We start from the raw sequence: 24967 nt of genomic DNA, 5'->3' as shown, positions 1-24967 counted from the left end.
GGGGTTGGCGACACATGAGCGCTGGGTATCACCACGGCTACCAGCAGCCGCGGCGTCCCATGCCGCCGCAGCGGCCGATGAGGAAGAAGAGGCGTCCGGGACGCGTCATCCTGGTGCTGCTGCTCGTCCTGGTTCTGGGTGCCGTCGGGTTCGGGTTCTACGTCGACTCGACGCTGACGCGGATCAACGCGCTGCCCGAGTACGAGGGCCGTCCCGCCGAGACGCCGGGCACCACCTGGCTGCTAGTCGGCTCGGACGCCCGGGAAGGCCTGACGCAGGAGCAGAAGGACGCGCTGGCCACCGGTGACGCCGCGGGCCGGCGGACCGACACCATCATGATGCTGCACCTGCCGGACAACAGCGCCGCGAAGCCCGTGCTGCTGTCGATCCCGCGCGACTCCTACGTCGCGATCCCGGAGAACGGCCGCAACAAGGTCAACGCCGCGTACGCGTTCGGCGGGCCGCAGATGCTCGTGCAGACCGTCGAGGGCGCGACCGGCGTGCGGATCGACCACTACATGGAGATCGGCTTCGGCGGGTTCTCCGACATGGTCGACGCGGTCGGCGGCGTGGACATCTGCCTCGACCAGCCGATCAAGGACCCGCTGGCGGGCATCGACCTCCCCGCGGGCTGCCAGGAGCTCGACGGGCCGCAGGCGCTCGGCTTCGTGCGGACGCGCGCGTTCGCCACGGCCGACCTGCAGCGCGTGCAGAACCAGCGCAAGTTCCTGTCGGCGCTCTTCGAGAAGGTGAAGAGCCCCGCGACGCTCGCGAACCCGTTCCGCGTCTTCCCGCTGATGAACGCGGCGTCCGGATCGGTCTCGGTCAACGAGGACGACCACGTGTGGCACCTCGCGAGCGTGGCGCTCAACATGAGCGACGCGACGAGCGGGACGGTGCCGGTCGGGTCCACGCCGACGGTGCCCGGTGCGGGCTCGGTCGTGCAGTGGAACAAGGAGAAGGCGTCGCAGCTGTTCGACCTGATCAGCAAGGATCAGCCGGTCCCCGCCGAGCTGATCGCGCCTCCGAAGTAGTTACTGCTTGGCGGGCTCGGGAGTGGGCTCCGCGCCCGCCGGTCCGGCCTCCTGCGCGATGCCTTCGAGCTCGCGCAGGAGGTCGTCGTAGATCGGTGTTGTGGACATGGGTCCCCCTCGGTTGCGGATCTTCCCCCGTTCAGGTGACGGGAGCTTACGCCTCTGTACCCAGGCTTCCCGCCACATATGCGCCAAAAACGCTAAATGTTGGCTAAAGCCACCTGGTCACCAGCCTTTATGTGTGCCCACCACATGTCGATGACGGCGCGTGACGCCTACCGTTTCCGGTCATGTCGAGTGTCACGGGTCACAGCGCGCTGGTCACCGGAGCCGCGAGCGGCATCGGCCTGGCCTGCGCCCGCGCACTGGCCGCCGAAGGCGCGAAGGTCCACCTGGTCGACCGCGATCCGCAGGTCCTCGCCCTCGCCGAGGAGGTCGGCGGGGTCGGGCACGTCCTCGACCTGACCGAGCCCGTGGCCGCGCTGCCCGGCGAGATCGACATCCTCGTCAACAACGCCGGCGTGCAGCACGTCGCGCCCATCCACGAGTTCCCCGCCGAGCGCTTCTCGGCGATGGTCGAGCTCATGCTCGGGGCGGCGTTCCGGCTCACCCGGCACGTGCTGCCGCACATGTACGAGAACGGCTGGGGCCGGCTCGTCCACATCTCCAGCGTGCACGGCATGCGCGCCTCCGCCTTCAAGTCCGCCTACGTCGCCGCGAAGCACGGCCTGGAGGGGTTCTCCAAGGTCGCCGCGCTCGAGGGCGCCCCGCACGGCGTCACGTCCAACTGCGTGCAGCCCGGGTACGTGCGGACCCCGTTGGTGGAGAAGCAGATCGCGGACCAGGCGAAGGTGCACGGCATCGCGCCCGAGGACGTGACCGAGCAGGTCTTCCTGCAGCGCACCGCGGTCAAGCGGCTGATCGAACCCTCCGAGGTCGCCTCAGCCGTGCTGTGGTTGTGCGGCAACAGTTTTGTCACTGGTACGTCGTTGGCCGTCGACGGCGGCTGGTCAGCTCAATGAGGAGTTGTCGATGATCAAAAAAGTGGTAGGCGCTTCGCTCATCGGGACAACTGTCGAGTGGTACGACTTCTTCCTCTACGGGTCGGCCGCCGCTCTGGTGTTCAACAAGTTGTTCTTCCCGACCGCGGACCCGCTGACCGGCACGCTGCTCGCGTTCACCACGTATGCGATCGGCTTCCTGGCGCGGCCGCTCGGCGGCGTGGTCTTCGGCCACTTCGGGGACCGCCTGGGGCGCAAGAAGTTGCTGGTGCTGTCGTTGCTGCTGATGGGTGGCGCGACGATGCTGATGGGCGTGCTGCCGACGTACGCGTCGGTGGGCGTGCTCGCGCCGTTGCTGCTCACGTTCCTGCGCCTGGTGCAGGGTTTCGCGCTGGGCGGCGAGTGGGGCGGGGCCGTGCTGATCGTGTCGGAGCACGGCGACCCGAAGCGCCGCGGGTTCTGGGCGTCCTGGCCGCAGGCCGGCGCACCCGGTGGCAACCTGCTCGCGACGGCCGTGCTCGCGATCCTCGCGGCCGTGCAGTCCGACGAGGACTTCCTCGCGTGGGGATGGCGGATCCCGTTCCTGCTCTCGGGTGTGCTGGTCGTCATCGGCCTGTGGATCCGGCTGCAGGTGGCCGAGTCGCCGGTCTTCCTGGCGGCCCAGCGGGAGGCGGAGCGGGCCTCGAAGCAGGAGAAGGCGCCGATCTTCGAGCTGCTGCGGCACAACTGGCGCGAGGTGCTGGTCGCGATGGGCGCCCGGCTCGCCGAGAACGTGTCGTACTACGTGATCACCGCGTTCATCCTGGTGTACGTGACGACCGGCCTCGGGCTCTCGAAGTCGGTGGGGCTCAACGCTGTGCTGATCGGCTCGGCGGTGCACCTCGTGACGATCCCGGTGTGGGGCCACCTCTCCGACAAGTTCGGGCGGCGGCCGGTCTACCTCGTCGGCGCGGTCGGCATGGCGGTGTGGGTGTTCGCGTTCTTCGCGCTGCTCGACACGAAGGACCCCGGGCTGATCATCCTGGCGACGACCGTCGGACTCGTGTTGCACGGCGCGATGTACGGGCCGCAGTCGGCGTTCTTCTCGGAGCTGTTCGGCACGCGGGTGCGGTACTCGGGCGCGTCGGTCGGCTACCAGCTGGCGTCCATCGTGGCCGGCGCGCTGGCCCCGCTGATCGCGACGGCGCTGCTGAAGGCGTACGGGTCGTCGTTCCCCATCTCGATCTACGTCGTCTCGATGTGCGTGCTGACCGTGATCGCGGTCCTGCTGGCCCGCGAGACCCGTGGTGCGGATCTGGAGGAACGTGACAGGGTTGGGGTGTGACACGACGGCGTGAGGCCGAACTGGCGGCGTTGTTCGAGACCGCGTCCGAGCTCGCGGGCATGCGAGACCCGGACGCGGTGCTCCGCTCGATCGTGCGCAGGGCGCGGACGCTGCTCGGGACGGACGTCTCCTACCTGTCGATGAACGACCCGGCCGGCACCTACATGCGGGTGACGGACGGGTCGTTCTCGCCGTTGTTCCAGAAGGTCCGGCTCGGGCTCGGCGAGGGCCTCGGCGGACTGGTCGCGCAGACCGCCCGGCCGTACGCGACGTCCGACTACTTCGCCGACGCCCGGTTCAACCACACGAACCCGATCGACTCGGCCGTGCACGACGAGGGCCTCACGGCGATCCTGGGCGTGCCGCTGAAGCTCGACTCGAAGGTCATCGGCGTGCTGTACGCGGCCGACCGGACCACGCGCGAGTTCCCGGCCGAACAGGTCGCGCTGCTGCAGTCCCTCGCGGACCACGCGGCGATCGCGATCGACACGGCGTCGTTGTTCGCCACCATCCAGTCGCACAACGAGGCCATGAAACGGGCCGAGGAGGCGCACGACCGGCTCACGGACCTGGTGCTGCGCGGTGGTTCCTCGGCCGAGGTCGCGGCGGCGGTGGGGGAGCTGCTGGGCGGGCGCGTGGAGGTGCTGGACGCGGTGCCCTCGGACGGAGGACGGGCGGTGCCGCCCGGCGCGGGCGCGAACGGCGTGCCGTCCGCCGCCGTGCGGGCCAGCGGGCGGGCCGTGCTGCTCGGCGACGTGTGGGTGTGCGCCGTGCTCGCCGGATCGGAACTGCTGGGCGGCATCGCGTTGTCCGGCCGTCCCGACCTGACCGACGCGGACCGGCGGCTGTTCGAGCGGTCGGCGGCGGTGACGGCGTTGCTGCTCCTGCTGCGCCGGACCGTGGCCGAGGCGGAGAACAAGGTCCGCGGAGAGCTGATCACCGACATCCTGGACGGCCGCGACGCGACCGGGCTGGTCGCGCGGGCGCGCCGGGTCGGGGTCGAGCTCGGCGACCCGCACGTGGTGCTGGTGGCGGACGGGAACCTGTCCGGGGCGACGCACTACGCGTCCGTCCACAGGGGACTGGCGGGGTCGCGCGGCCGGGATGTCGTGCTGGCACTGCCTTCGGTGTCCACGCACGTCGCCCGTGAGGTGGCCAAGGCGCTGGACGCCACGGTGGGCGCGTGCGGGCCGGTCGCGGGGCCGGTGGCGATCGCGGCGGCCTACGAGGAGGCGCGGCGGTGCCTGAAGGCGTTGCGGCAGCTGGGCCGGGAGAAGGACGCCGCGACCATGGACGACCTCGGGTTCGTCGGCGTGCTGCTGGGCGACCGGGCGGACGTGTCCGGGTACGTGCGGTCGGTGCTCGGCCCGGTGCTCGACTACGACGCCGAGCGCGGCACGGAACTGGTGCACACGCTGGAGGTCTACTTCCGCTGCGGCGCGAACCTCAGCCGCGCCAAGGCGGAGCTGCACCTCCACGTCAACACGGTCACGCAACGGCTCGACCGGGTGTCGTCGCTGCTCGGCGACTGGCAGTCGCCGGACCGCGTGCTGGAGGTGCAGCTCGCGCTGCGGCTACTTCGCCTGCAGAGCTGACGGGATCGCGTCGCCCGCGGCCGCGTCGGAGTTGCCGAACGGCTTGGCGATCAGCATGTACACCAGGCCGATGCCGACCACGAGCGCACCGCTGAGGATGACGATGTAGTTGTCGTACCAGGGCGCGTCCGGGGTGCGCGGCCACACCATGTTGACCATCGCCGCGACGCCGTACACGAGCGCCAGCACGTTGACCACCAGGCCCCACCGCCCGAGCGTGAACTCGCCCGACGGCGTCCAGCCCTTGAGCCGCGCCCGCAGGGCCGCGAACACGACCATCTGGAAGCCCAGGTAGATGCCGAGCGTCGCGAATGACACGATCTTGTCCAGCGCGTTCGTGGACAGCATCGACGCGACCACGATGACCGCCGGGATCACGCCGGCGAGCGCCAGCGCGTACGGCGGGATGTGGCGCTTCTTGTTGAACTTCGCGAGGGCCTTGTGCCCGAACAGCATCTTGTCGCGGGCGTAGGAGTACGTCAGCCTGCTGGCCGCCGCCTGCAGCGACATCGTGCAGGACAGGAACGAGATCAGCACGACGCCGATCACGATCTTGTAGCCGACCGGGCCGAACGCGTTCGTGAGGATGTTCGTGACCGGGTCGGCGTCCTCGCCGGAGATGACCTTGCCGAAGTCCGGCACCGCGAGCAGCAGCGACAGACACGCGAACGTGGCCGCCGCGCCACCGATGTAGATGGTGCGGCGCATGGCCTTCGGGATGACGCGGCCGGGGTCCTTGACCTCTTCTGCGGTGTCACCGCAGGCCTCGAAGCCGTAGTACTGGTAGAGGCCGATGATGCCCGCCGCGAAGAACGCGGGCAGGTAGCTGCCCGAGCCCTCCGCGCCGAAGCTGTCGAACAGCACGCCCAGGCCGTGCACGCGGTTGTCGACGAGCAACCAGATGCCGACCACCAGCGCGCCGACGATCTCCGCGGCGAACCCGAAGATCGCGGCCCAGCTCAGCACCTTCGTGCCGGCGTAGTTGATGAGCGTCGAGACCGCGATGATCGCGACCGCGCACAGCACCGTGTTGCCTACGTTGGCCGTGTAGCCGAGAAGTGTTGCCAGATAAGGCCCCGCGCCGTAGCTGACGGACGCGATGGTGACCAGCAGGGCGATCATGTAGACCCAGCCGGTCATCCACGCCCACCGCTTGTCCCACAGGCGGCGCGCCCAGGGGTACACGCCGCCCGCGACCGGGTACTGCGCCACGAGCTCGCCGAACACGAGCGCGACCAGGAACTGGCCGACGCCCGCGACGACGAAGCTCCAGATCATCGGCGGGCCGCCCAGGGCCAGCGCGACGCCGAACAGCGTGTACGTGCTGACCACGGGGGAGAGGTAGGTGAAGCCCAGCGAGAAGTTCGCCCAGGGACTCATGTCCCGCTTGAACTCCGAGGTGTAGCCGAGGTCCTTGAGCCTGTCTTCCGCTGTGGCCGTCATCAAGCCCCCTTGATCAGGTCCGCGGCGCGCTCTCCGATCATGAGCACCGTGACCATCGGGTTCACGGTGGGCATGGTCGGGAACACGGACGCGTCGACGACCCGGAGGCCTTCGAGTCCGAGCACCTTCAGGTCACCGTCCACAACGGACCCGATCGCGCAGGTGCCCGCCGGGTGGTAGACGGTGTGGGCGGCCCGGCGGCCGTACTCCGACAGGGCATCGTCGCTCGTGACGTCCGGCCCCGGCGCGATCTCCCGCTTGAGCCACGACTTCAGCGGCTCCTCCTCGGCGATCCTCCGCGCGATCCGGAAGCCGTCCACGAGCGTCTGCTCGTCGTAGCCGTCGGGGTTCATGAAGTAGCCGAAGTCGAGCTCCGGCTTCTCGGTGGGGTCGCTGGACTTCAGCCACAGCTTGCCCTTGCTGTGCGGGCGCGGGATGTTCGGCGTCATGCAGACCCCGTGCTCCACCGCCGGGTAGCCGAGGCGTTCCGTGTTGGTGGTGAAGGGAATCTGGTAGAAGTGGAACATCAGGTCCGGCCGCGGGTCGGACTCGTCGCGCCGGATGAAGAGACCGGCGTCGGAGTCCATCACCGAGTTCTCCGGCAACGGCTTCGTGGTCTCCCACACGATCACCGACTCCGGGTGGTCGAGCAGGTTCTCGCCGACGCCCGGCAGGTCGTGCTTCGGCTCGATGCCGATGCTGCTCAGGTGCTCGGCGTCGCCGACGCCCGAGAGCATCAGCAGCCGGGGCGTGTCGATCGCGCCCGCGCAGAGGAGAACCTCTTTGTTGGCCTCGACATAACCCTTGTCGGTGTGCACGCCGATCGCGCGGTCGCCGTCGAACTCGATCTTGCTGGTCCACGTGTTCAGGAGCAGCGTGAGGTTCTTGCGCTCCAGGATCGGGTGCACGTAGGCCGTGGACGCCGAAGAACGCTGGTTGTTCTTCTCCGGGTGGTACGCGATGGAGAAGAAGCCCACGCCGTCCTGGAACGGCTCGGCGTTGAAGTCGTCGATCTCGGGGACGCCCGTGGCCTGCTTGGCAGCGACCACGAAGTCCTTCGCGATCGGGTTCCGGTCCTTCTCCACCACCGGGATGATGTTGAGCTGGACCTTGTCCCAGTACGGGCCGAGCGCGTCCCACGTCCAGCCGTGGCCCCAGTCGTCGAGGTCCTGCGGCAGCGGCTGGAAGCAGATCAGCGTGTTGTGGCTGGAGCACCCGCCGAGCACCTTGGCGCGGCTGTGCCGGATGTGCGAGTTCCCGCGCGGCTGCTCGACCGTCGGGTAGTCGTAGTCGTACTCGGTCTCGAGGAGGTTGATCCAGTTGCGCAGGTTCAGGATCTTCTCGTCGCCGACGTCGGACGGGCCGCCCTCGATGACCGCGACCGTCACGTTCTCGTCCTCGGTGAGCCGTGCCGCGAGCACGCAGCCCGCCGTTCCTCCGCCGACGATCACGTAGTCGTACGCGGTCACTTGGTGTCCCTTCGCGCGAACCAGTTCTGGGCTTGCGGCTTCAAGTTCTGGTACACGTGCTTGGGCTCGGTGTACTCGTGCAGGCCCGCGGTGCCGAGCTCGCGGCCGACGCCGGAGCGCTTGAACCCGCCCCACTCGGCCTGCGGCAGGTACGGGCCGAACTCGTTGATCCAGACCGTGCCGTGGCGCAGCTTCTTCGCGACGCGCTGGGCCTTCTCCAGGTCCTGGCTCCAGACGCCGCCGGCGAGGCCGTACTCGGTGTCGTTGCCGAGCCGGACCGCCTCGTCCTCGGTCTCGAAGCGCTCGGCGGTGATGATCGGACCGAACGTCTCGTCCCGCACCAGCTTCATGTCCCGCGTGCAGTCCGCGTAGACGGTGGGGCGGAAGAAGAACCCGTTCTGCAGCTCGGCTTCCTCGGGACGCCTGCCGCCCGCCTTGAGGGTCGCGCCCTCCTTCTTCGCGATCTCGACGTAGCTCTCGACCTTGGCGCGGTGCTCGGCGCTCACCAGCGGGCCGGACTCGGTGGCCTCGTCGAACCCGTTGCCCAGCTTGACGAGGTCGGCGCGGCGCGCCACCTCGTTCACGAAGTCGTCGTAGACGCTGGAGTGCACGAGGAGCCTGGTGCCGGACGAGCAGACCTGGCCCGCGTGGAAGAACGCGGCGGTGAGCGCGTAGTCCACCGCGACGTCGAGGTCGGCGTCCGCGAACACGATGTTCGGGTTCTTGCCGCCGAGCTCCAGCGCGACCTTCTTCACGGTCTTCGCCGCCGACGCCATGATCCGCTGACCGGTCGCGAGGCTGCCGGTGAACGAGACCAGGTCGACGTCGGGGTGCTCGGACAGCGGCGCGCCGACCTCGGGCCCGGTGCCGAGGACGAGGTTCGCCACGCCGTCGGGCAGGCCCGCCTCGGTCAGCAGCTCGAACAGCTTGATCGTCGTGAGCGGCGTGATCTCGCTGGGCTTGGCCACGATCGTGTTGCCCGCGAGCAGGGCCGGCGCGACCTTCCAGGACATCTGCAGCAGCGGGTAGTTCCAGGGGGCGATCAGGCCGCAGACGCCGACGGGCTCGTAGTCGATCCGGCTGATGACGTCGTCCGGCGCACCCTGGACGATCTTCGGGTGCAGCAGCCCGGCGAGGTTGCCGTAGTAGCGGAACACGGACACGACGTCGTCCACGTCGATGCGGCTCTCGACCAGCGTCTTGCCGGTGTCGAGCGTCTCGGTGCGGGCGATGTCCTCCTTGTCGCGCTCCAGGAGGTCCGCGACGTGGTTCAGCACGGCGGCGCGGTGCTCGGGGCTCGCGTGCTGCCAGTCACCGTGGTCGAAGGCGTCTCTGGCCTTCGCGATCGCGGCGACGGCCTGGTCGCGGGTCTGCTCCTCGACCTCGGTGACGACGCTCTGGTCGAAGGGGTTGATGATCTGCCGCACCGGCGACACGGAAAGCCTCCCTGGTTCATGTGTCCACGAGGGACACTCGGGTATGTCCGGTCGCCGGTGGCGGTAAACCGTGACGACCGTTACTTCAGATTCCGGCGGAGTCTGGTGAAAAGCCGTGCGTTGCTCATGGCCACAATGCCAACAATGTCGTCCGGATTCTCACCGTCTCGATAGGTCGCCACGAACTTCCTGTCCTCGATGGACCCATCTTCGACGCGAACGTCGTCCGTCGCTCGTCCGATGAACTGGATTCGCACGCCGTACTGATCCGACCAGACGTAGCCACCGCGGGTGTGCGTCGCGACGGTCTCGCCCGCGAGCAAGTTGCGGGTGGCAACCTGCGCCTGTTCGGTCGCGGACGTCCAGTGCTCGGCGCGATGTCCCGCGCAGTTCGCGACGTCGCCGACCGCGACGACGTTCTTCAGGTTCGTCACGCCACCCGCGTCGCACAGAACGCCGTTGTCGAGGTTGACCGGCCCTCCCGCGAGCCAATCCGTGGCCGGGCGTGTCCCGATGCCCGCAACGACGACGTCGGCGTCGACAACGCGTCCGTCCGCGAGGTTGATTCCGCCGTCAACGTTGACCGAATCAACGTTGATTCCCGTGATCAATGTTGATCCGTGGTCGCCGTGCAGATGTCCACACGCCGTTCCCATTTCGGCACCGAGAACACGCGTCAGCGGCGTGGGGAGAGCCTCGACGACGGTGACGTCCTTACCCAGAGCGCGTGCACTCGACGCGATCTCGGCACCGATGAAGCCGGCGCCGATGACACCGATGTGCTGCGCGGTGCCGAACGCCTCGCGGAGCTTGATCGCGTCGTCCAGCGACCTGAGCACGTGCGTGCCGGGAATCGTCCGCGGCAGCCCGCCCGTCGCGATGACGATGCCGTCGGCCTCGACGGTGGTGTCGTCGCTGAGCTCGATCTCCCGCGCGGAGAGCAGGCCGGTCGCCTTCACGCCGAGACGCCACTCGGCGTTGAGCTCGTCGAGGTCCTCCTGGTCCGCGAGAGGCACGGCCTCGACCTTGCCGAGCAGGAAGTCCTTCGAGAGAGGAGGCCGGTCATAGGGCAGATGGACCTCATCGCCGATGAGGACGATCCGTCCGTCGTACCCCTGCTGGCGCAGTGCCTGCGCCGACCTCAGACCGGCCAGTGAGGCGCCGATGATGGCGATGGTCTTCACGCTACGTCCTTATTCACTTCGACCTCGACATAGACCACTCCATCTTCCACACGCACCGGATAGGTCCTCACCGGTCTTTTGGCGGGCAGACAAGTCGGCTCGCCGGTGCGAAGGTCGAAGCTCGCGGCGTGCAGCGGGCACTCCACGAAGCACCCCTCCAGCCACCCCTCGCTCAGGGAGGCGTCCTGGTGGGTGCAGGTGTCGTCGATGGCGTAGACGACGCCGTCGGCGTTGAAGACGGCTATCGGTGCGTGAGGGCCGACGATGCGAACCGCCTCCCCTGGGGGCAGGTCCATGAGAGCGCAGGCGCGGATCATCGTCGGCCTCCGTTGCGTTACGCGGCACACGTTCCGAATGACGCAACACAATGTGAGCCTCGCGCGACCCGCCGTCAAGAGTCCAGCCGGTTGTTTTGCCTGTCGATTACTGTTGCGCGATGAGCAACTCCGACTCGGCAGCTCAGGTGCAGAGCGTGGACAGGGCCATCAGCGTGCTGGAGCTACTCGCCCAGGGCGAGGCCGGCATCACCGAAATCGCTGGTGAGCTGGGCGTGCACAAGTCCACGGTGTCCAGACTCGTCTCCGTGCTGGAGTCGCGCGGCCTGGTGGAGCAGCTCGGCGAGAGAGGCAAGTACGCCATCGGTTTCGGGGTGGTGAGGCTCGCCGGCGCCGCCACCGGCCGCATGGACCTCACCAAACTCGGTCAGCCCGTCTGCCAGACCCTCGCGGACTCGTTCGGCGAGACCGTCAACATCGCCGTGCACGACGCCGGCGTCGCCATCAACATCACCCAGGCCCGCGGCTCCGCGGCCGTCTCCGCCGTGAACTGGATCGGCCAGCGCACGCCGTTGCACGCCACGTCCTCGGGCAAGGTCCTGCTGGCCTACCTGCCCACGGACGAGCGCGCGCGACTCGTGTCGTTGCCGCTCGACGCGTACACCGAGAACACGGTCGTGGAGTCCGCACGGCTGCTCTCGGAACTGGAGGAGGTCGCGGCGAAGGGGTACGCGTCGTGCTTCGAGGAGCTCGAGCTCGGGCTGCACGCCGTGGCCGTGCCGGTGCGCGGTCACCGTGGTGAGGTCGTCGCGGCGATGAGCGCGTCCGGGCCGTCGTACCGGTTGTCGCGGGAACGGGTCGCGGAGATCGTGCCGGCGATGTCGTCGGCGGCCGGCGAGCTGTCGGCGCAGCTCGGCTACTTCGCGGGCTGATCCCAGATCGGGACCCAGTCCCAGTCGGCGAGGTCCGGCCAGGACGTGCGGAGGCGTTCGGCGAGCGTGCCGCCGAACGCCACCGACGACTCGTGCGAGGCGTACGCGATCCAGTCGAGCGTGTCGTCGGTCCAGATCCCCTCCGCCCCGGTGTAGCTCGGCGCGAACTCGTCGAGGTCGAGCAGGCAGCTGGCGTCGCCGTGCTCCCGGATCTCGACCACCCGGCGCAGTCCCATGGCGGTCAGGGCCTCGTGCACCCGCTCGAACCCGCCCGCGTCCCACATCGCGTCGGCGTTCACCACCAGCACGTCCTCGGGCACGGTCTCGGTGATCAACGGGTGCCACAGCGTCTGGTCCCTCGCGAACCCCCACCTCTGCTCGAGCCGCCGGCGCCAGTCCTGCACCTCCTCGTCGCCGAAGACGCGCCGGTAGGGCAGCGGCTCGACGACGAGGTCCCCCGCCGCCACCCAGCTCCTGATCGCCCTGCGGAACAGGTCGCGTTCCGCGGCCGTCGCCTCGGCCTCGACCGCGCCGAGATCGGTGGTGAAGACCGACCACGCCGACGACGCGGCGGTGGCGAGAGCGGTGGCGAGCCGGTCGACGGGCGGCAGGTCGTCGGGGTCGAGGCGCTCGACCTCCAGCAGCACCGCGGCCACCACGTTGTACCTGGGGAAGATCCGCTTGGCCTCGTCGGTGTAGCCGAGACCCCTGCGCCCGTCGTCCGGGAGCTCGGCGTACTCGGCGTGCAGCCTTTGGTTGCGGCTCATCAGGTACCTGCGCGCCATCGTGTGCAGGGTGATCGGCTCCATGCGCGGAACCTACGCGTTCGCCCGGTTTCCCCGCTGATCGCGCGAACGGCGGTCTTGACAGCCGACCCCACGAGCCGGATTTTGTTGCTCATAACGGAACGAGTTCTGTTACCCGCAACTGCGGCGAAGGGGTGTCCTGATGCCTGGTGCAGTGCCACGCGTGGTGCTCGTGGGGGCGGGGATCGTCGGGTGCGCGCTGGCCGACGAGCTCACCGAACGGGGCTTCACCGACGTCACGGTGCTCGACCAGGCGGCCGGGATCGCCGTCGGCGGGTCCAGCTCGCACGCGCCCGGCCTGGTGTTCCAGACCAACTCGTGCCGCAGCATGACGCAGTTCGCCCGCTACACCGTCGAGAAGTACACCGCGCTCGGCTGCTTCGACCAGGTCGGCGGCCTTGAGATCGCGACCAGCCCTGAACGGCTCGTGGACCTGTCCCGGCGGCACGGCTGGGCCACGTCGTGGGGTGTGGAGAGCTGGCTGGTCGACGCGGACGAGGTCGCGCGGCTGCACCCGCTGCTCGACCGCGACCAGGTGCTCGGCGGGTTCCTCATCCCGAGCGACGGCCTCGCGAGGCCGGTCGACGCCGCCGAGGTCCAGGCACGGCGGGCGATCGGGCGTGGCGCGCGGTTCGTGTTCGGGCAGGAGATCGTCGCGGTCGAGACGTCCGGCGGCCGGGTCACCGGGGTGCGCACCGGGACCGGCACCTTCGCGGCCGACATCGTCGTCTCCTGCGCCGGGATGTGGGGGCCGGTGCTGGGCGAGATGGTCGGGCTGACCGTGCCGCTCGTGCCGATGGCGCACCAGTACGTGTTCACCGGCGACCTGAACGCGGACGCGGACGCGTTGGCGCGCCGGCCGATCCTGCGGCACCAGGAAGCCGACCTGTACTTCCGCTCGCACGGCAGGGCGCTGGGCATCGGCGCGTACGGGCACAAGCCCATGCCGATCGCCGCACGCGACATCACGGGCTCGGAGCTGCCGTTCACCAAGGAGGACTTCGAGCCGTCCTGGGAGTCGGCGGTCGGGCTGATCCCCGCGCTCGCCGAGGCCGGGGTCGACCGCGGGTTCAACGGGCTGTTCTCGTTCACCAGCGACGGGATGCCGTTGCTGGGCGAGCACCCCGGGCTGAAGGGCTTCTGGGTCGCCGAGGCCGTGTGGATCACGCACTCCGCCGGCGTCGCGAGGTCGGTGGCCGAGTGGATCGTCGACGGGCAGCCGGAGCTGGACCTGCACTCGAGCGACCTCAACCGGTTCGAGCAGGTGCAGCTCGCGCCCGACTACGTGCTGGAACGCAGCTGCCAGAACTTCGTCGAGGTCTACGACCTGCTGCACCCCTTGCAGCCCATGGAGAGCCCGCGGCCGCTGCGCACGAGCCCGTTCTACTCGCGGCAGCAGGAGCTCGGGGCGTTCTTCCTGGAGGCCTCGGGCTGGGAGCGGCCGCACTGGTACGAGGCCAACGCGGGACTGCCGGAGGTCACCGAGGTGCCCGGCCGCGACGAGTGGGCGAGCCGGTACTGGTCCCCGATCTGCGGCGCCGAGGCACTGGTGACGCGCAAGCGGGTCGCGCTCTTCGACATGACCCCGTTGAAACGGCTGGAGGTCGGCGGGCCGGGAGCGCTGGAGTTCCTGCAACGCATGACGACCAACAACCTCGACCGCAAGCCCGGCGCCGTCGTCTACACGCTGCTGCTGGACCACCAGGGCGGTGTGCGCAGCGACCTCACGATCGCGCGCCTCGACGCCACCACGTTCCAGGTCGGTGCCAACGGCAACCTCGACCTCGACTGGCTCAGCCGGCACGCGCCCGCCGACGTGTTCATCCGGGACATCACCGCCGGAACGTGCTGCATCGGCCTGTGGGGCCCGCTCGCCCGCGACCTGGTCGACGACCTCCCGCACACCCTCGACGTGCGGAAGGGCTACTTCACGGCGCAGAAGGCGTTCATCAAGAACGTCCCGGTGACCGCGCTGCGACTGTCCTATGTGGGCGAACTCGGCTGGGAGCTCTACACCACCGCGGACCTCGGCCCGAAGCTCTGGGACACGCTGTGGGAGGCCGGGCAGCGGCACGGGGTCATCGCGGCCGGGCGCGGCGCGTTCACCAGCCTCCGCCTGGAGAAGGGCTACCGGTCCTGGGGCACGGACATGACGACCGAGCACGACCCGTTCGAGGCGGGGCTCGGCTTCGCGGTGCGGCAGGACAAGGAGTTCCTCGGCAAGGGCTCGCTGCACAACCTCACCTCGACCAAGAAGCTCACCTGCCTCACGATCGACGACCCGCACAGCGTCGTGCTCGGCAGTGAACCCGTGTTCCACCAGGGCGAACCGGTCGGCTACGTCACCAGCGCCGCCTACGGCTACACGACCGGCCTCAACATCGCCTACGCGTGGCTGCCCAGCGAGATCGACGACGAGGTCGAGATCGAGTACCTCGGCCGGCGCGTCACCGCCCGTCCCGCGCGGGAGCCGTTGTTCGACCCCGGGATGAAGCGGCTGCGGGGGTGACGTACGACGTCGTCGTCATCGGGCTCGGCGGCATGGGCAGTGCCGCCGCGTACCGGCTCGCCCAGCGCGGGAAACGCGTGCTGGGCCTGGAGAAGTTCACGCCTGCCCACGCGCACGGCTCCAGCCACGGCGGGTCGCGCATCACGCGCCAGGCGTACTTCGAGGACCTCGCGTACGTGCCGCTGCTGCTGCGGGCCCACGAGATGTGGGACCAGATCGAGCACGACAGCGGCGAGAAGATCTTCCACCGGGTCGGCGGACTGATCGTCGGCACTCCGGACAGCGGCGCCATCACGGGTAGCCGGGCGAGCGTCGAGCAGTTCGGTCTGACACACGAACTGCTCGACGCGACTCACCTGCGCCGGCGCTTCCCGGCCCTGCGCCCGCACGCCGACGAGATCGGCCTGTACGAACCCGGCGCGGGCTTCGTGGTGCCGGAGACGTCCGTGAAAGCTCACCTGGCGCTCGCCACCCGTGCCGGTGCCGACCTGCGCTTCGAGGAGCCGGTGACCCACTGGGAGCCCGGGAAGGTCACCACACCCCGCGGTACCTACGAGGCGGAGCACGTGGTGGTGTGCCCAGGGCCGTGGGCGCCGGAACTGCTGGCAGAACTGAGAATCCCGTTTGAGATCGAACGCCAGGTGCAGTTCTACTTCACCCCGGCCGAGGACCTCTCCGGCTACCCGATCTACATCTGGGACCGCGCGAACGGCTTCTACGGCTTTCCGCTCCACGACGGCGCGGTGAAGGTCGCGTTCCACCACGGCGGCGAGATCTGCACGCCCGAGACGATCGACCGCACCGTGCACGCGCACGAGGTCGAAGCGGTGGCGGCCGCCACCAGGGCCGTGATGCCCGGTCTCGCCGGCACGTTCCAGCGCGGCGCGACCTGCATGTACACCAACACCGCGGACCGGCACTTCGTCATCGCCCGGGAGCACGGCGTGACCGTGGCGTGCGGCTTCTCGGGGCACGGCTTCAAGTTCGTGCCCGTGGTCGGCGAGATCCTGGCCGACCTCGCCATCGACGGGGCCACGCGGCACCCGATCGCACTGTTCGACCCCGCTCGTCTGAGAGGCGGCACATGACCGGCAGCCTGATCCCGACCCTCGAGGGCCGCTACTACACCGACCCCGCGATCTTCGCCCGGGAGCAGGCGCGCGTCTTCGAGCAGATGTGGTTCTGCGCGGTCCGCTCAGCCGACCTGCCGAACGCCGGCGACTTCCGCACCGTGCAGGTCGGGCGGGAGAGCGTGCTCGTCGCGAGAGACCGCAAAGGCGCCCTCAACGCGTTCCTCAACGTGTGCCGCCACCGCGGCGCGCGCATCTGCGTCGAGGAGTCCGGGACGGTCAAACGGGCGTTCCAGTGCCCTTACCACGCCTGGACGTACGCGTTGGACGGAAACCTGATCGCCGCACCCAATCTCACCTCGATGCCGGACGTCGATCGCGTTGCGTACGGACTCGCGAAGGTGCACCTGCGCGAGTGGCTCGGGTACGCATGGGTGAACCTCGCCGACGATCCGCCGAGTTTCGAGGACGACGTCCTCAGCGCCGTGACCGAACGTTTGGGAACGCTCGACGCCATCGACGGCTACGAGATCGACCAGCTGTCCGTGGGCAGGCGGATCGTCTACGACGTCAAGGCGAACTGGAAGCTCATCATCGAGAACTTCATGGAGTGCTACCACTGCGCGACGATCCACCCCGAGCTCACCGAGGTGCTGCCCGAGTTCGCCGACGGCTACGCGGCCCAGTACTACGTCGGGCACGGCGCCGAGTTCGGTGACGAGATCAAGGGTTTCACCGTCGACGGCAGCGAGGGCTTCGAGAAACTCTCCGCCCTGGAAGAGGAACGCGACAGGAAGTACTACGCCATCACCGTCAGACCGCAGGTGTTCATCAACCTCGTGCCGGACCACGTGATCGTGCACCGCATGTACCCGCTGGCGGCGGACCGGACGGTCGTCGAGTGCGATTGGCTCTACGCCAAGGAAGTCGTGGACACCGGCCGTGACGTGTCTCGCTCGGTCGAGCTGTTCCACCGGGTGAACGAACAGGACTTCGAAGCCTGCGAGCGATGCCAGCCCGCCATGGCCTCCCGCGCCTACGCGCAGGGCGGAGTGCTGGTGCCGTCCGAGCACCACATCGGCGGTTTCCACGCGTGGCTGGTCCAGAAACTGGAATCAGCCGACTAGGGGATCGACTCGTCACCCGTGCACGCGAAAGCTGGCACGGGTGATGGAGCAACCCGACTTCTTGCTCCCCGACGGGGAGCACGGACTTTTGCGCCGCATCCGGCTGCTGGCCGAGCGCGCGGAACGGACGGCACACAACAGGTCCAACTTCGTGGGCCCACCGCCGTCGCAGGAACATCTCGACATCCTCGCGGAGATCAAGAAGCTCACCGACGAGATGACCGCCGTGTCGACGCTGAACGCCAGACGGGCCGAGACGTTGCCCCGGCCCGCCAGACCCGCGGACGACCTCGTCGTCCCCGGGAAGATGTAGCTGTCAGCGGCGCTGTCCGCGCACCATCTTCACGAGACCCTTCATCGACTCCTCGAGCCCGGAGCCGAACGGGTTGTCGTGCACCAGGTAGGTCCACGTCGAGCTCGGACGCTTGACCCCGGCGTCGGCGAGGTCGTAGCCGTCGTCGGTGATCTTGGCAGCCTCGTACTTCTCCTTCGTGAGCTCCCACGACTCCGGCACGATCTTGTTGAACGCCGGGATCGCCTCGCGGTGGAACTCGTCGAGCGGGTTCTGCCGGGCCAGCGCGCGCAGGTGGATGCCCTCGCGCAGGTCCGACAGGAACGTCAGGTGGTGCGTCCACAGGTCGTCGAGGAAGAACAGCGTGATCTTGCGGGCCGCGTCGGAGGCGACCTCGTCGGACACGCCCTCCTTCTCGCCGACCTTCTCGAACGCCGCGTCCGTGCGCAGCACCACGTCGCGGTGCTTGAGCAGGATGTCGCGCTGGTGCTCGATCAGCTTGTTGTAGCGCCAGGTGTTGCGGTGGATCTCCAGGTTCACGCCCTCGGCCACGCGCTGCGCGTGCTCGAAGGTGTGCAGCAGGCCCTTGTCGTGCACGCGGCCGTCGTTGTCCACTTCGGACGGGTCCTCGGCGTCCGGCGCGTACTGCGTGATCAGGTCGTCCTGCATGGAGGAGAAGAACACCGAACCGCCGGGGTCGCCCTGGCGGCCGGCGCGGCCGCGCAGCTGGTCGTCGAGGCGGGACGACGAGTGACGCCCGGAGCCGATCACGTACAGGCCGCCGAGCTCGGCGATGCGGTCGTGGTCCTCGCCCTCGTGGCCGCCGAGGCGGATGTCCGTACCGCGACCGGCCATCTGCGTGGAGACCGTGATGCGCTGGTAGGAGCCGGCGTCGGCGATGATCGACGCCTCCTCGGCGTCGTTCTTCGCGTTGAGCACCACGCACTCGATGTCCGCGGCGCGCAGCTTCGAGGAGATGCGCTCGGACTCGGCCACGTCGAGCGTGCCGACGAGGATCGGGCGGCCCGTCTCGTGGACCGTCTTGATCTCCTCGACGATCGCGTCTTCCTTCTGCTCCAGCGTCGCGTAGAGGCGGAAGTGCTCGTCCTCGCGGATGTTCTCCTTGTTGGGCGGGATCACGAGCACCTCGAGCTCGTAGAACTCCCGCAGCGTCTCGGCGACGGCCACGGCCGTACCGGTCATGCCGCAGCGCGTCGGGTAGCGCGAGAGCAGCGCCTGCACCGTCATCGAGTCGAGGATCTCGCCGGACTCGGTGGTCTGGACGTTCTCCTTGGCCTCGACCGCGGCCTGCAGGCCGTCCGGCCACCGCTGCAGCTTGGCGACACGACCGCGCGTGTCGTTGATCAGGTGCACCTTGCCGTCACGCACGATGTAGTCGACGTCGCGGTGCAGCAGCACCTGCGCGTGCAGCGCCACGTTGACCTTCGACAGCGTGGACGTCACGTGCTCCTGCGAGTACAGGTCGATCTCGCCGAGCGCCCGCTCGACGGCCTCCGACCCCGCACCCGTGAGGAAGACGTTGCGCTCCTCGTCGTCGATCTCGTAGTGCAGGTTCTGCCGCAGCCGCTTCACCAGGTCCGCGATGACGGGGTCGGCCGCCTCCGCGCTGGTCGAACCGGCGAGCACGAGCGGCACGCGCGCCTCGTCGACGAGCACCGAGTCGGCCTCGTCGATCAGCGCGACCTCCGGCTCCGGGACGATCAGGTCGTCCGGGCTCGTGACGATCCGGTCGCGCAGCACGTCGAAGCCGATCTCGCTGACCGGCGCGTACGTGACCTCGCACTGGTAGGCCTCGCGGCGCTCCTCGGCCTTCGAGCTGCCGTTGATCCACCCGACGGTGACGCCGAGCAGCCGGTACAGCGGCCCCATCCACTCCGCGTCGCGCTGGGCGAGGTAGTCGTTGACGCTGACCACGTGGACGCGCTTGCCCTTGATCGCGAACCCGGCCGCGGCCATGGCGCCCGCGAGCGTCTTGCCCTCACCGGTCGCCATCTCGACGACGAGGCCGCTCAACATGCCCAGCGCGCCCAGCACCTGCACGTCGAACGGGCGCTGCCCGATGGCGCGCTCCGCGGCCTCCCGCGTGAGGGCCACGAGCTCGGTGTCGGTGCTCTCGTCGCGCAGCTTCTTCGCGTGTTCCGTCAGCTCCTCGTCGCTGAACGCCTTGAACGCGTCAGCGTGTTTCTCCACGTCCGCGAGCATTGCCTGGAACGGGGCGAGGTCGACGGAGCCCGGTTTCTGCGCGAACCTGCGCATCCGCTGCTTCAAGCGCGCCATGAGAGTGGTCACGACGCAGCAACGTACGGCATCGGCTCCAGGTTCCGCAGAGGTCTTGACTGTGAAGGCCCGATTTGTCCGGTCAGACGACGATGAGGGGCACTTGCACACCTACGGCATCGGCCAGTTTGCCGAGGTCACCGGGGTCAGAGGTGAGCACCGCGCAGTTGTGGCTGACGGCCGCGATGACGACGGCGGCGTCCACCACGTCCGCCGTCCCCGCGAGCGCCAGGAGCCGGCCGACCGCCTCCGCCACGTCCTCGGTGAAGGGCACCGGCTTGCACATCCGCCGCAACATCGACACGGGTGCCTGCCTGGCCGTTCCTCGCCACACCTGGGCGAGCACGACGCTGGGGAGCAACGCGCGGGTGCCCGAGTCCAACGCGTCGCGGCACGCCCCGTAGACGCGGCCTCTGGGGTTGCCCTCGACGTGGATCAACGCTCCGGCATCCAGAACGAGGCCTCGCGTGCTCACCCCGCCTGCCTTTCGTCCGGCAGTCCCAGCAACCTTGCCAGTGCTGCTGCCCGTGCCGCGGCATCGATCGGTGACTCGGGGGCGCCCACGCCCGCTTCCGCGAGTTGAGTGCGGATCGCGTCCAGTTCGGCCTGGTCCGGCTCGCCGAACTTCTCGGCGTACTCCTGCGCGGCCGCCTGGGCTTCGGAGAGGTCCGCGGCCGCTTCCGCCGCCTCGGCGAGCCAGGTTGACAGCGGCACCCCGGCCCGGTCTGCGGCGAGTCGTGCCCTGGCCACGACGACGCCCGGCATCGACACGCTCAGCTTCTCCACCGCCATGTTTCTGATGGTAACCGGATTGGTGCTACCACGGTAGCACCAATCCGGCCGGCTGATGATCAGGCCCGTTCCGGCTGGTGGGTCTCCGGCAGCTTCAGCACCGACACGAGCGTGACCAGGCCCATGACCAGCAAGAACGCCGACACGGACATCGACGTCCCGGTCGCGCCGAGCAGCGCCGTCATCACGAACGGCGTACCGCCGCTGACCAGGATCGACGCCAGCTGGTACGCGAGAGAGGCACCCGAATACCGCACGTGCGCCTCGAACAGCTCACCCAGGTAGGCGGCGATCGGCCCGTACACGAGAGAGGACGCGATGCCACCGATCGTGTTCGCGATGAACAGCATCAGCAGCGACGCCGTGTCCACGAGCAGGAAGTACGGGAACGCCCACACGATCAGGCCGACGGTGCCCGCGATGATCAACGGACGCCGTCCCAGCCGGTCGCTCAGCGCGCCGGCGTAGAGGATCACCGGGACGCTCACGAGCGACGACAGCAGGCTCACGACCAGCACCGACTCACGGGAGAGACCGAGCGTGGTGGTCGCGTAGGACAGCACGCCCGCGATCGACACGTAGAAGATCGCGTTGGACGCGAACATCAGGCCCGCGCCGAGCAGGATCGGCTTGCGGTGCGTCCGCAGCGCCTCCCTCAGCGGTGCGTGCTTCACGGCAGGTGCCTCCGCACGGCGCTGCTGCATCTCACGGAAGACAGGGCTGTCCTCGACCTTGAGCTGAATGAACAGCACCACGGGGAAGAGGAGCGCCGACGCCAGGAACGGCACACGCCAGCCCCACGACGCGAAGGCCTCGGGCGAGAGAGAGGTCGTGGCGCTGATGAAGGCGACGTTGCCCAGCAGCACCCCGATCGGCACGCCGGCCTGCCCGAACGTGCCCGCGAACCCGCGCCGGCGCGGCCCGGCCGACTCGGTCAGCAGCAGGACCACGCCACCCCACTGGCCGCCGACCGCGATGCCCTGCAGGAAGCGCAGCAGCACGAGCAGCAGGGGAGCGCCGACGCCGAGCGTCGCCGTCGTGGGCAGCAGGCCGATGAGGAACGTGGCCGCCGCCATCAGCGCGAGGCAGATGACGAGGGCCGGCTTGCGGCCGAACCTGTCCCCGACGTGCCCGAACACCAGGCCGCCGATCGGGCGCGCGATGAAGCCCGCCCAGAACGTGCTGAAGGACAGCAGCAACGCCACCAGCGGCGTCGCCTCGGGGAAGAACAGTTTCGGGAACACCAGGGCCGCGGCTGTCGCGTAGATGAAGAAGTCGTACCACTCGAGACTCGAACCGACGAGTCCTGCCGCCATGAGCCGGCGCAGGGTCGTCTTTTCCGCAGGGGCGACGCTGACCACGGATTCTCCTCACCACGTGTCGATGAACGGGCGTTTCTTCCCTTGGGAAGGGGAAGTCGAGGGGGCCAGCGCCGTGGCGATCCAACGGCGCGTGTCGGCCGGGTCGATCACGTCGTCGATCTCGAAGACCGAGGCGACGTTGAGGGCTTTGCCGTGCTCGTAGGCCATCGCGACCATCTGCTCGTAGCGCTCGCGGCGCTCGTCCGGGTCCTCGATGGCGTCGAGCTCCTTGCGGAAGCCGAGTTTGATGGCACCTTCGAGGCCCATCGGCCCGAACTCGCCGGTGGGCCAGGAGATCGCGAACTGCGGGACCTTGAGGCTGCCGCCCGCCATCGCCTGGGCACCGAGGCCGTACGCCTTGCGCAGCACGACGAGTCCGAAGGGGACGGTCAGGTTGGCACCCGTCACGACCATGCGGGTGAGGTGGCGGACGGTGGCGGTGCGCTCGGCGTCCGGGCCGACCATGAAGCCCGGGGTGTCGGTGAGCGAGACGACGGCGATGCCGAACGCGTCGGCGAGCTGGAGGAAGCGGGCGCACTTGTCGGCGGCGTCGGCGTCGATGGCGCCCCCGAGGACGGCCGGATCGTTGGCGATGACCGCGATGGGGCGGCCCTCGACGCGGATCAGCGCGGTGACGATGGCCTTGCCGAACGCGCGGCGCAGTTCGAGGACGCTGCCGGTGTCGGCGAGGGTGTCGATGACGGCGCGGACGTCGTAGGCGCGGAGGCGGTTCTCGGGGACGGCGTGGCGCAGCCGACGTTGGTCGTCGCACGTCCACTCGGCCGAAGTGCTCTGGAAGTACGAGAGGTACTTCTTGGCGACGGCCACCGCTTCTTCCTCGGTACCGACCACCACGTCCACGACACCGTTGGGCACCTGCACGTCCAACGGCCCGATCTCCTCGGGCCGGAACACCCCCAGCCCGCCGCCCTCGATCATCGCCGGCCCGCCCATGCCGATGTTCGCGCCCTCCACCGCGATGATCACGTCGCACGTGCCGAGCAGCACCGCGTTGCCCGCGAAGCACCGCCCCGCCACCACGCCGACCAACGGCACCTGGCCGCTGAGCTGCGCGAACGCGTGGAACGAGCCGCAGTCGAGGCCGCTGACCATGCTGTGGTCCGTGTCGCCCGGCCGCCCGCCGCCACCCTCGGCGAACAGCACCACCGGCAGGTTCTCCTGCTGCGCGAGGGCGAAGAGCCGGTCCTTCTTCTGGTGGTTGCGCATGCCCTGTGTGCCGGCAAGCACCGCGTAGTCGTAGGACATCGCCACGACCCGAGACCCGTTCACGACACCGATGCCCGCCACCATGCCGTCCGCGGGCGTGCGTTCGATCAGGTCTTCCAACGAACGACGCGCGCGCTGGGCGGCGATCGCAAGACCGCCGTACTCGACGAAGTCCGTGCACAGGTCCGCGATGTTCTCCCGCGCGGTCCGCCCGCCCCGCGCGTGCCGCCGGGCCTCGGCCTCCGGGCGCGAGAAGTCGTGGCGTGCCAATACTTCCGCCAGGTCCGGCCGCACGTGCTCCAGATCGACGCGCAGATCGTCCTCAGTGGACTCGCCGACGCCCGACGCCAGCACCTGGCCCTCGGCCACCGTGTCACCGACCGCCACCAGCACGTCGCCGGACACCCGCACGACGTGCTGCATCTTCATCGCTTCCAGCACCACGGAGTCCGGCGAGACGGCCACCACCGTCCCGGCCAGCGGGGCGCGCATGCCCGTGACGGGCTCCTCGACCACGAAGTCCGTGGTCGCGCCGACGACATCCCGCGCCAGCAGCCCCGACAGGAACTCCAGGTTCGTGCCCACACCCTCGACGCGGAACTCGCCGAGCGCCCGCCGCGCCCGGTTCAGGGCCACGTCCAGGTCCTCGCCGTGCACCACGAGCTTCGCGAGCAGCCCGTCGTAGCGCGTGCCGACCCGGTAGCCGACGTACCCGTGCGTGTCGACGCGGACACCGGGGCCGGCGGGCAGCCCGAACGCCGACAGCACCCCGCCCGAGGTCTGGTTCACCCGCACCTGCACGGCCGCGCCCCGGTCGTGCGGGGTGAAGTCGACGTCCCCGCCCCACGCGAGCAGCAGCTGCGTGCGCACGAGGTCCACTCCGGACACCATCTCGGTCACCGTGTGCTCGACCTGCAGCCGCGGGTTGACCTCCAGGAACGCGAACGAGTCCCCGGAGACCAGGAACTCCACCGTGCCGACACCGGTGTACCCGGCGGCCTCCGCCAGCGCGACGGCGGCCGCGTGCAGATCCTTGCGCAGCAACGGGTCCAGCAGTGGAGCGGGGGCGATCTCGACGACCTTCTGGTGCCGCAGCTGCAGCGAGCAGTCGCGGTCGCCGATCACGGACGTCCCGACGAGCTGCACCTCGATGTGCCGGGCGGAGGGCAGCAACCGTTCGAAGTAGACGTCACCGTTCCCGAACGCTGCCAGCGCCTCCGCCCGGCACGCCTCGACGGCGCTGTCGAGGTCCTCGGGCGCGAACACCGCCCGCATGCCCTTGCCGCCGCCACCGGCGACCGCCTTCACCATCACCGGGAACGTGCCCGGCGGGGCGTCCAGCACCGGAATCCCCAGCGACGCCGCCAGTTCCCGTGCTCGCCGCTTGTCACCGAGCAGTTCCAGAACGTCAGCGGACGGCCCCACGAAGGCCAGTCCGCGCGCCGAACACGCCCGAGCGAAATCGGCGTTCTCGGACAGGAACCCCCACCCCGGGTGCACCGCCTGACAGCCGTCGGCGGCGTCGAGGATCTGCTCCACGTCGAGGTACGGCGAGGGGCCGCGCAGTGCCACGGCCCGGTCCGCGAGCCTCACGTGCAGCGACGAAGCGTCGTCCTCCGCGTACACCGCCACGGTGCGTATTCCCAGGTCAGCTGCCGCGCGCAGCACGCGGACAGCGACCTCACCCCGGTTGGCGACGAGCAGCACGGCAATCCTCCTGAGCGACCGCTTAGTATGTGACGGCGGTCGCATGTTGCCATCTGAAGTCAACGGAAGTCCATACGGAACCGAT

At 69.2% G+C, this 24967-nt stretch carries 20 protein-coding genes; 9 read left to right on the top strand and 11 right to left on the bottom strand.

Annotated elements, in window-relative coordinates:
• Window positions 1–14 precede the first annotated feature (14 nt).
• The 4 genes from ABZX02_RS38790 to ABZX02_RS38775 all read left to right on the top strand — a co-directional run bounded on the left by ABZX02_RS38790 (window position 15) and on the right by ABZX02_RS38775 (window position 4954).
• Window positions 15–1034: an LCP family protein gene (locus ABZX02_RS38790; RefSeq protein ID WP_355306234.1), complete on the top strand. Its 1020-nt coding sequence runs from the start codon at window positions 15–17 to the stop codon at window positions 1032–1034.
• A 290-nt stretch (window positions 1035–1324) separates the two neighbouring features.
• Window positions 1325–2056 (top strand): 3-hydroxybutyrate dehydrogenase, encoded by a 732-nt coding sequence (locus ABZX02_RS38785; protein WP_355306232.1) that lies wholly within the window; start codon window positions 1325–1327, stop codon window positions 2054–2056.
• A gap of 10 nt (window positions 2057–2066) precedes the next feature.
• Window positions 2067–3359, top strand: coding sequence for an MFS transporter (locus ABZX02_RS38780; RefSeq protein WP_355306230.1), 1293 nt, complete (start codon window positions 2067–2069; stop codon window positions 3357–3359).
• Complete coding sequence (locus ABZX02_RS38775) at window positions 3356–4954, top strand: GAF domain-containing protein (RefSeq protein ID WP_355306228.1); 1599 nt, start codon at window positions 3356–3358, stop codon at window positions 4952–4954. Before ABZX02_RS38780 ends, ABZX02_RS38775 begins: the two co-directional genes overlap by 4 nt.
• On the opposite strand, the gene ABZX02_RS38770 is transcribed toward ABZX02_RS38775, so the two are convergent.
• The 5 genes from ABZX02_RS38770 to ABZX02_RS38750 form a co-directional block, all read right to left on the bottom strand.
• A complete protein-coding gene (locus tag ABZX02_RS38770) occupies window positions 4934–6397 on the bottom strand; it encodes an APC family permease (protein WP_355306226.1) in 1464 nt (487 codons plus the stop codon). The two genes, ABZX02_RS38775 and ABZX02_RS38770, sit on opposite strands and share 21 nt — an antisense overlap.
• Entirely contained in the window at window positions 6397–7866 is a 1470-nt protein-coding gene (locus ABZX02_RS38765; protein ID WP_355306224.1) for a GMC oxidoreductase, read from the bottom strand. The genes ABZX02_RS38770 and ABZX02_RS38765 overlap by 1 nt, the downstream gene beginning before the upstream one ends.
• Window positions 7863–9293: an aldehyde dehydrogenase family protein gene (locus ABZX02_RS38760; protein WP_355306401.1), complete on the bottom strand. Its 1431-nt coding sequence runs from the start codon at window positions 9291–9293 to the stop codon at window positions 7863–7865. The genes ABZX02_RS38765 and ABZX02_RS38760 overlap by 4 nt, the downstream gene beginning before the upstream one ends.
• Before the next feature lie 89 nt (window positions 9294–9382).
• Entirely contained in the window at window positions 9383–10486 is a 1104-nt protein-coding gene (locus ABZX02_RS38755) for an FAD-dependent oxidoreductase (RefSeq protein WP_355306222.1), read from the bottom strand.
• On the bottom strand, window positions 10483–10803 hold the full coding sequence (locus ABZX02_RS38750; protein ID WP_355306220.1) for a bifunctional 3-phenylpropionate/cinnamic acid dioxygenase ferredoxin subunit: 321 nt from the start codon (window positions 10801–10803) through the stop codon (window positions 10483–10485). The genes ABZX02_RS38755 and ABZX02_RS38750 overlap by 4 nt, the downstream gene beginning before the upstream one ends.
• Before the next feature lie 119 nt (window positions 10804–10922).
• Between ABZX02_RS38750 and ABZX02_RS38745 the strand changes: the two genes are divergently transcribed.
• Window positions 10923–11693 (top strand): IclR family transcriptional regulator, encoded by a 771-nt coding sequence (locus ABZX02_RS38745; RefSeq protein WP_355306219.1) that lies wholly within the window; start codon window positions 10923–10925, stop codon window positions 11691–11693.
• Here the strand turns inward: ABZX02_RS38745 and ABZX02_RS38740 are convergent.
• Complete coding sequence (locus tag ABZX02_RS38740; protein ID WP_355306217.1) at window positions 11678–12502, bottom strand: hypothetical protein; 825 nt, start codon at window positions 12500–12502, stop codon at window positions 11678–11680. The genes ABZX02_RS38745 and ABZX02_RS38740 overlap by 16 nt on opposite strands.
• 139 nt (window positions 12503–12641) lie before the next feature.
• On the opposite strand from ABZX02_RS38740, the gene ABZX02_RS38735 reads away from it, so the two are divergent.
• From ABZX02_RS38735 to ABZX02_RS38720, 4 genes are read left to right on the top strand one after another with little or no spacing between them, the layout of a single operon-like run.
• Complete coding sequence (locus tag ABZX02_RS38735) at window positions 12642–15008, top strand: FAD-dependent oxidoreductase (RefSeq protein ID WP_355306215.1); 2367 nt, start codon at window positions 12642–12644, stop codon at window positions 15006–15008.
• Entirely contained in the window at window positions 15005–16096 is a 1092-nt protein-coding gene (gene solA / locus ABZX02_RS38730) for an N-methyl-L-tryptophan oxidase (protein WP_355306213.1), read from the top strand. Before ABZX02_RS38735 ends, solA begins: the two co-directional genes overlap by 4 nt.
• Entirely contained in the window at window positions 16093–17205 is a 1113-nt protein-coding gene (locus ABZX02_RS38725; protein WP_355306211.1) for an aromatic ring-hydroxylating dioxygenase subunit alpha, read from the top strand. The genes solA and ABZX02_RS38725 overlap by 4 nt, the downstream gene beginning before the upstream one ends.
• 43 nt (window positions 17206–17248) lie before the next feature.
• Entirely contained in the window at window positions 17249–17518 is a 270-nt protein-coding gene (locus tag ABZX02_RS38720) for a hypothetical protein (RefSeq protein WP_355306399.1), read from the top strand.
• 3 nt (window positions 17519–17521) lie between these two features.
• Here the strand turns inward: ABZX02_RS38720 and secA2 are convergent, their stop codons facing one another.
• The 5 genes from secA2 to ABZX02_RS38695 all read right to left on the bottom strand — a co-directional run bounded on the left by secA2 (window position 17522) and on the right by ABZX02_RS38695 (window position 24882).
• Entirely contained in the window at window positions 17522–19807 is a 2286-nt protein-coding gene (gene secA2 / locus ABZX02_RS38715; RefSeq protein ID WP_355306209.1) for an accessory Sec system translocase SecA2, read from the bottom strand.
• A 70-nt stretch (window positions 19808–19877) separates the two neighbouring features.
• Window positions 19878–20270 (bottom strand): PIN domain-containing protein, encoded by a 393-nt coding sequence (locus tag ABZX02_RS38710; RefSeq protein ID WP_355306207.1) that lies wholly within the window; start codon window positions 20268–20270, stop codon window positions 19878–19880.
• Window positions 20267–20587, bottom strand: coding sequence for a hypothetical protein (locus tag ABZX02_RS38705; protein ID WP_355306205.1), 321 nt, complete (start codon window positions 20585–20587; stop codon window positions 20267–20269). The genes ABZX02_RS38710 and ABZX02_RS38705 overlap by 4 nt, the downstream gene beginning before the upstream one ends.
• Before the next feature lie 59 nt (window positions 20588–20646).
• Window positions 20647–21948: an MFS transporter gene (locus ABZX02_RS38700; protein ID WP_355306203.1), complete on the bottom strand. Its 1302-nt coding sequence runs from the start codon at window positions 21946–21948 to the stop codon at window positions 20647–20649.
• A gap of 9 nt (window positions 21949–21957) precedes the next feature.
• Complete coding sequence (locus tag ABZX02_RS38695) at window positions 21958–24882, bottom strand: carboxyl transferase domain-containing protein (protein ID WP_355306201.1); 2925 nt, start codon at window positions 24880–24882, stop codon at window positions 21958–21960.
• Window positions 24883–24967 lie beyond the last annotated feature (85 nt).

This window comes from Lentzea sp. NPDC003310, assembly GCF_040610935.1.
Taxonomy (GTDB): Bacteria; Actinomycetota; Actinomycetes; order Mycobacteriales; family Pseudonocardiaceae; genus Lentzea.
The sequence above is the reverse complement of the archived record's forward strand: the minus strand, read 5'-3'. Positions and strand labels throughout refer to the sequence as shown.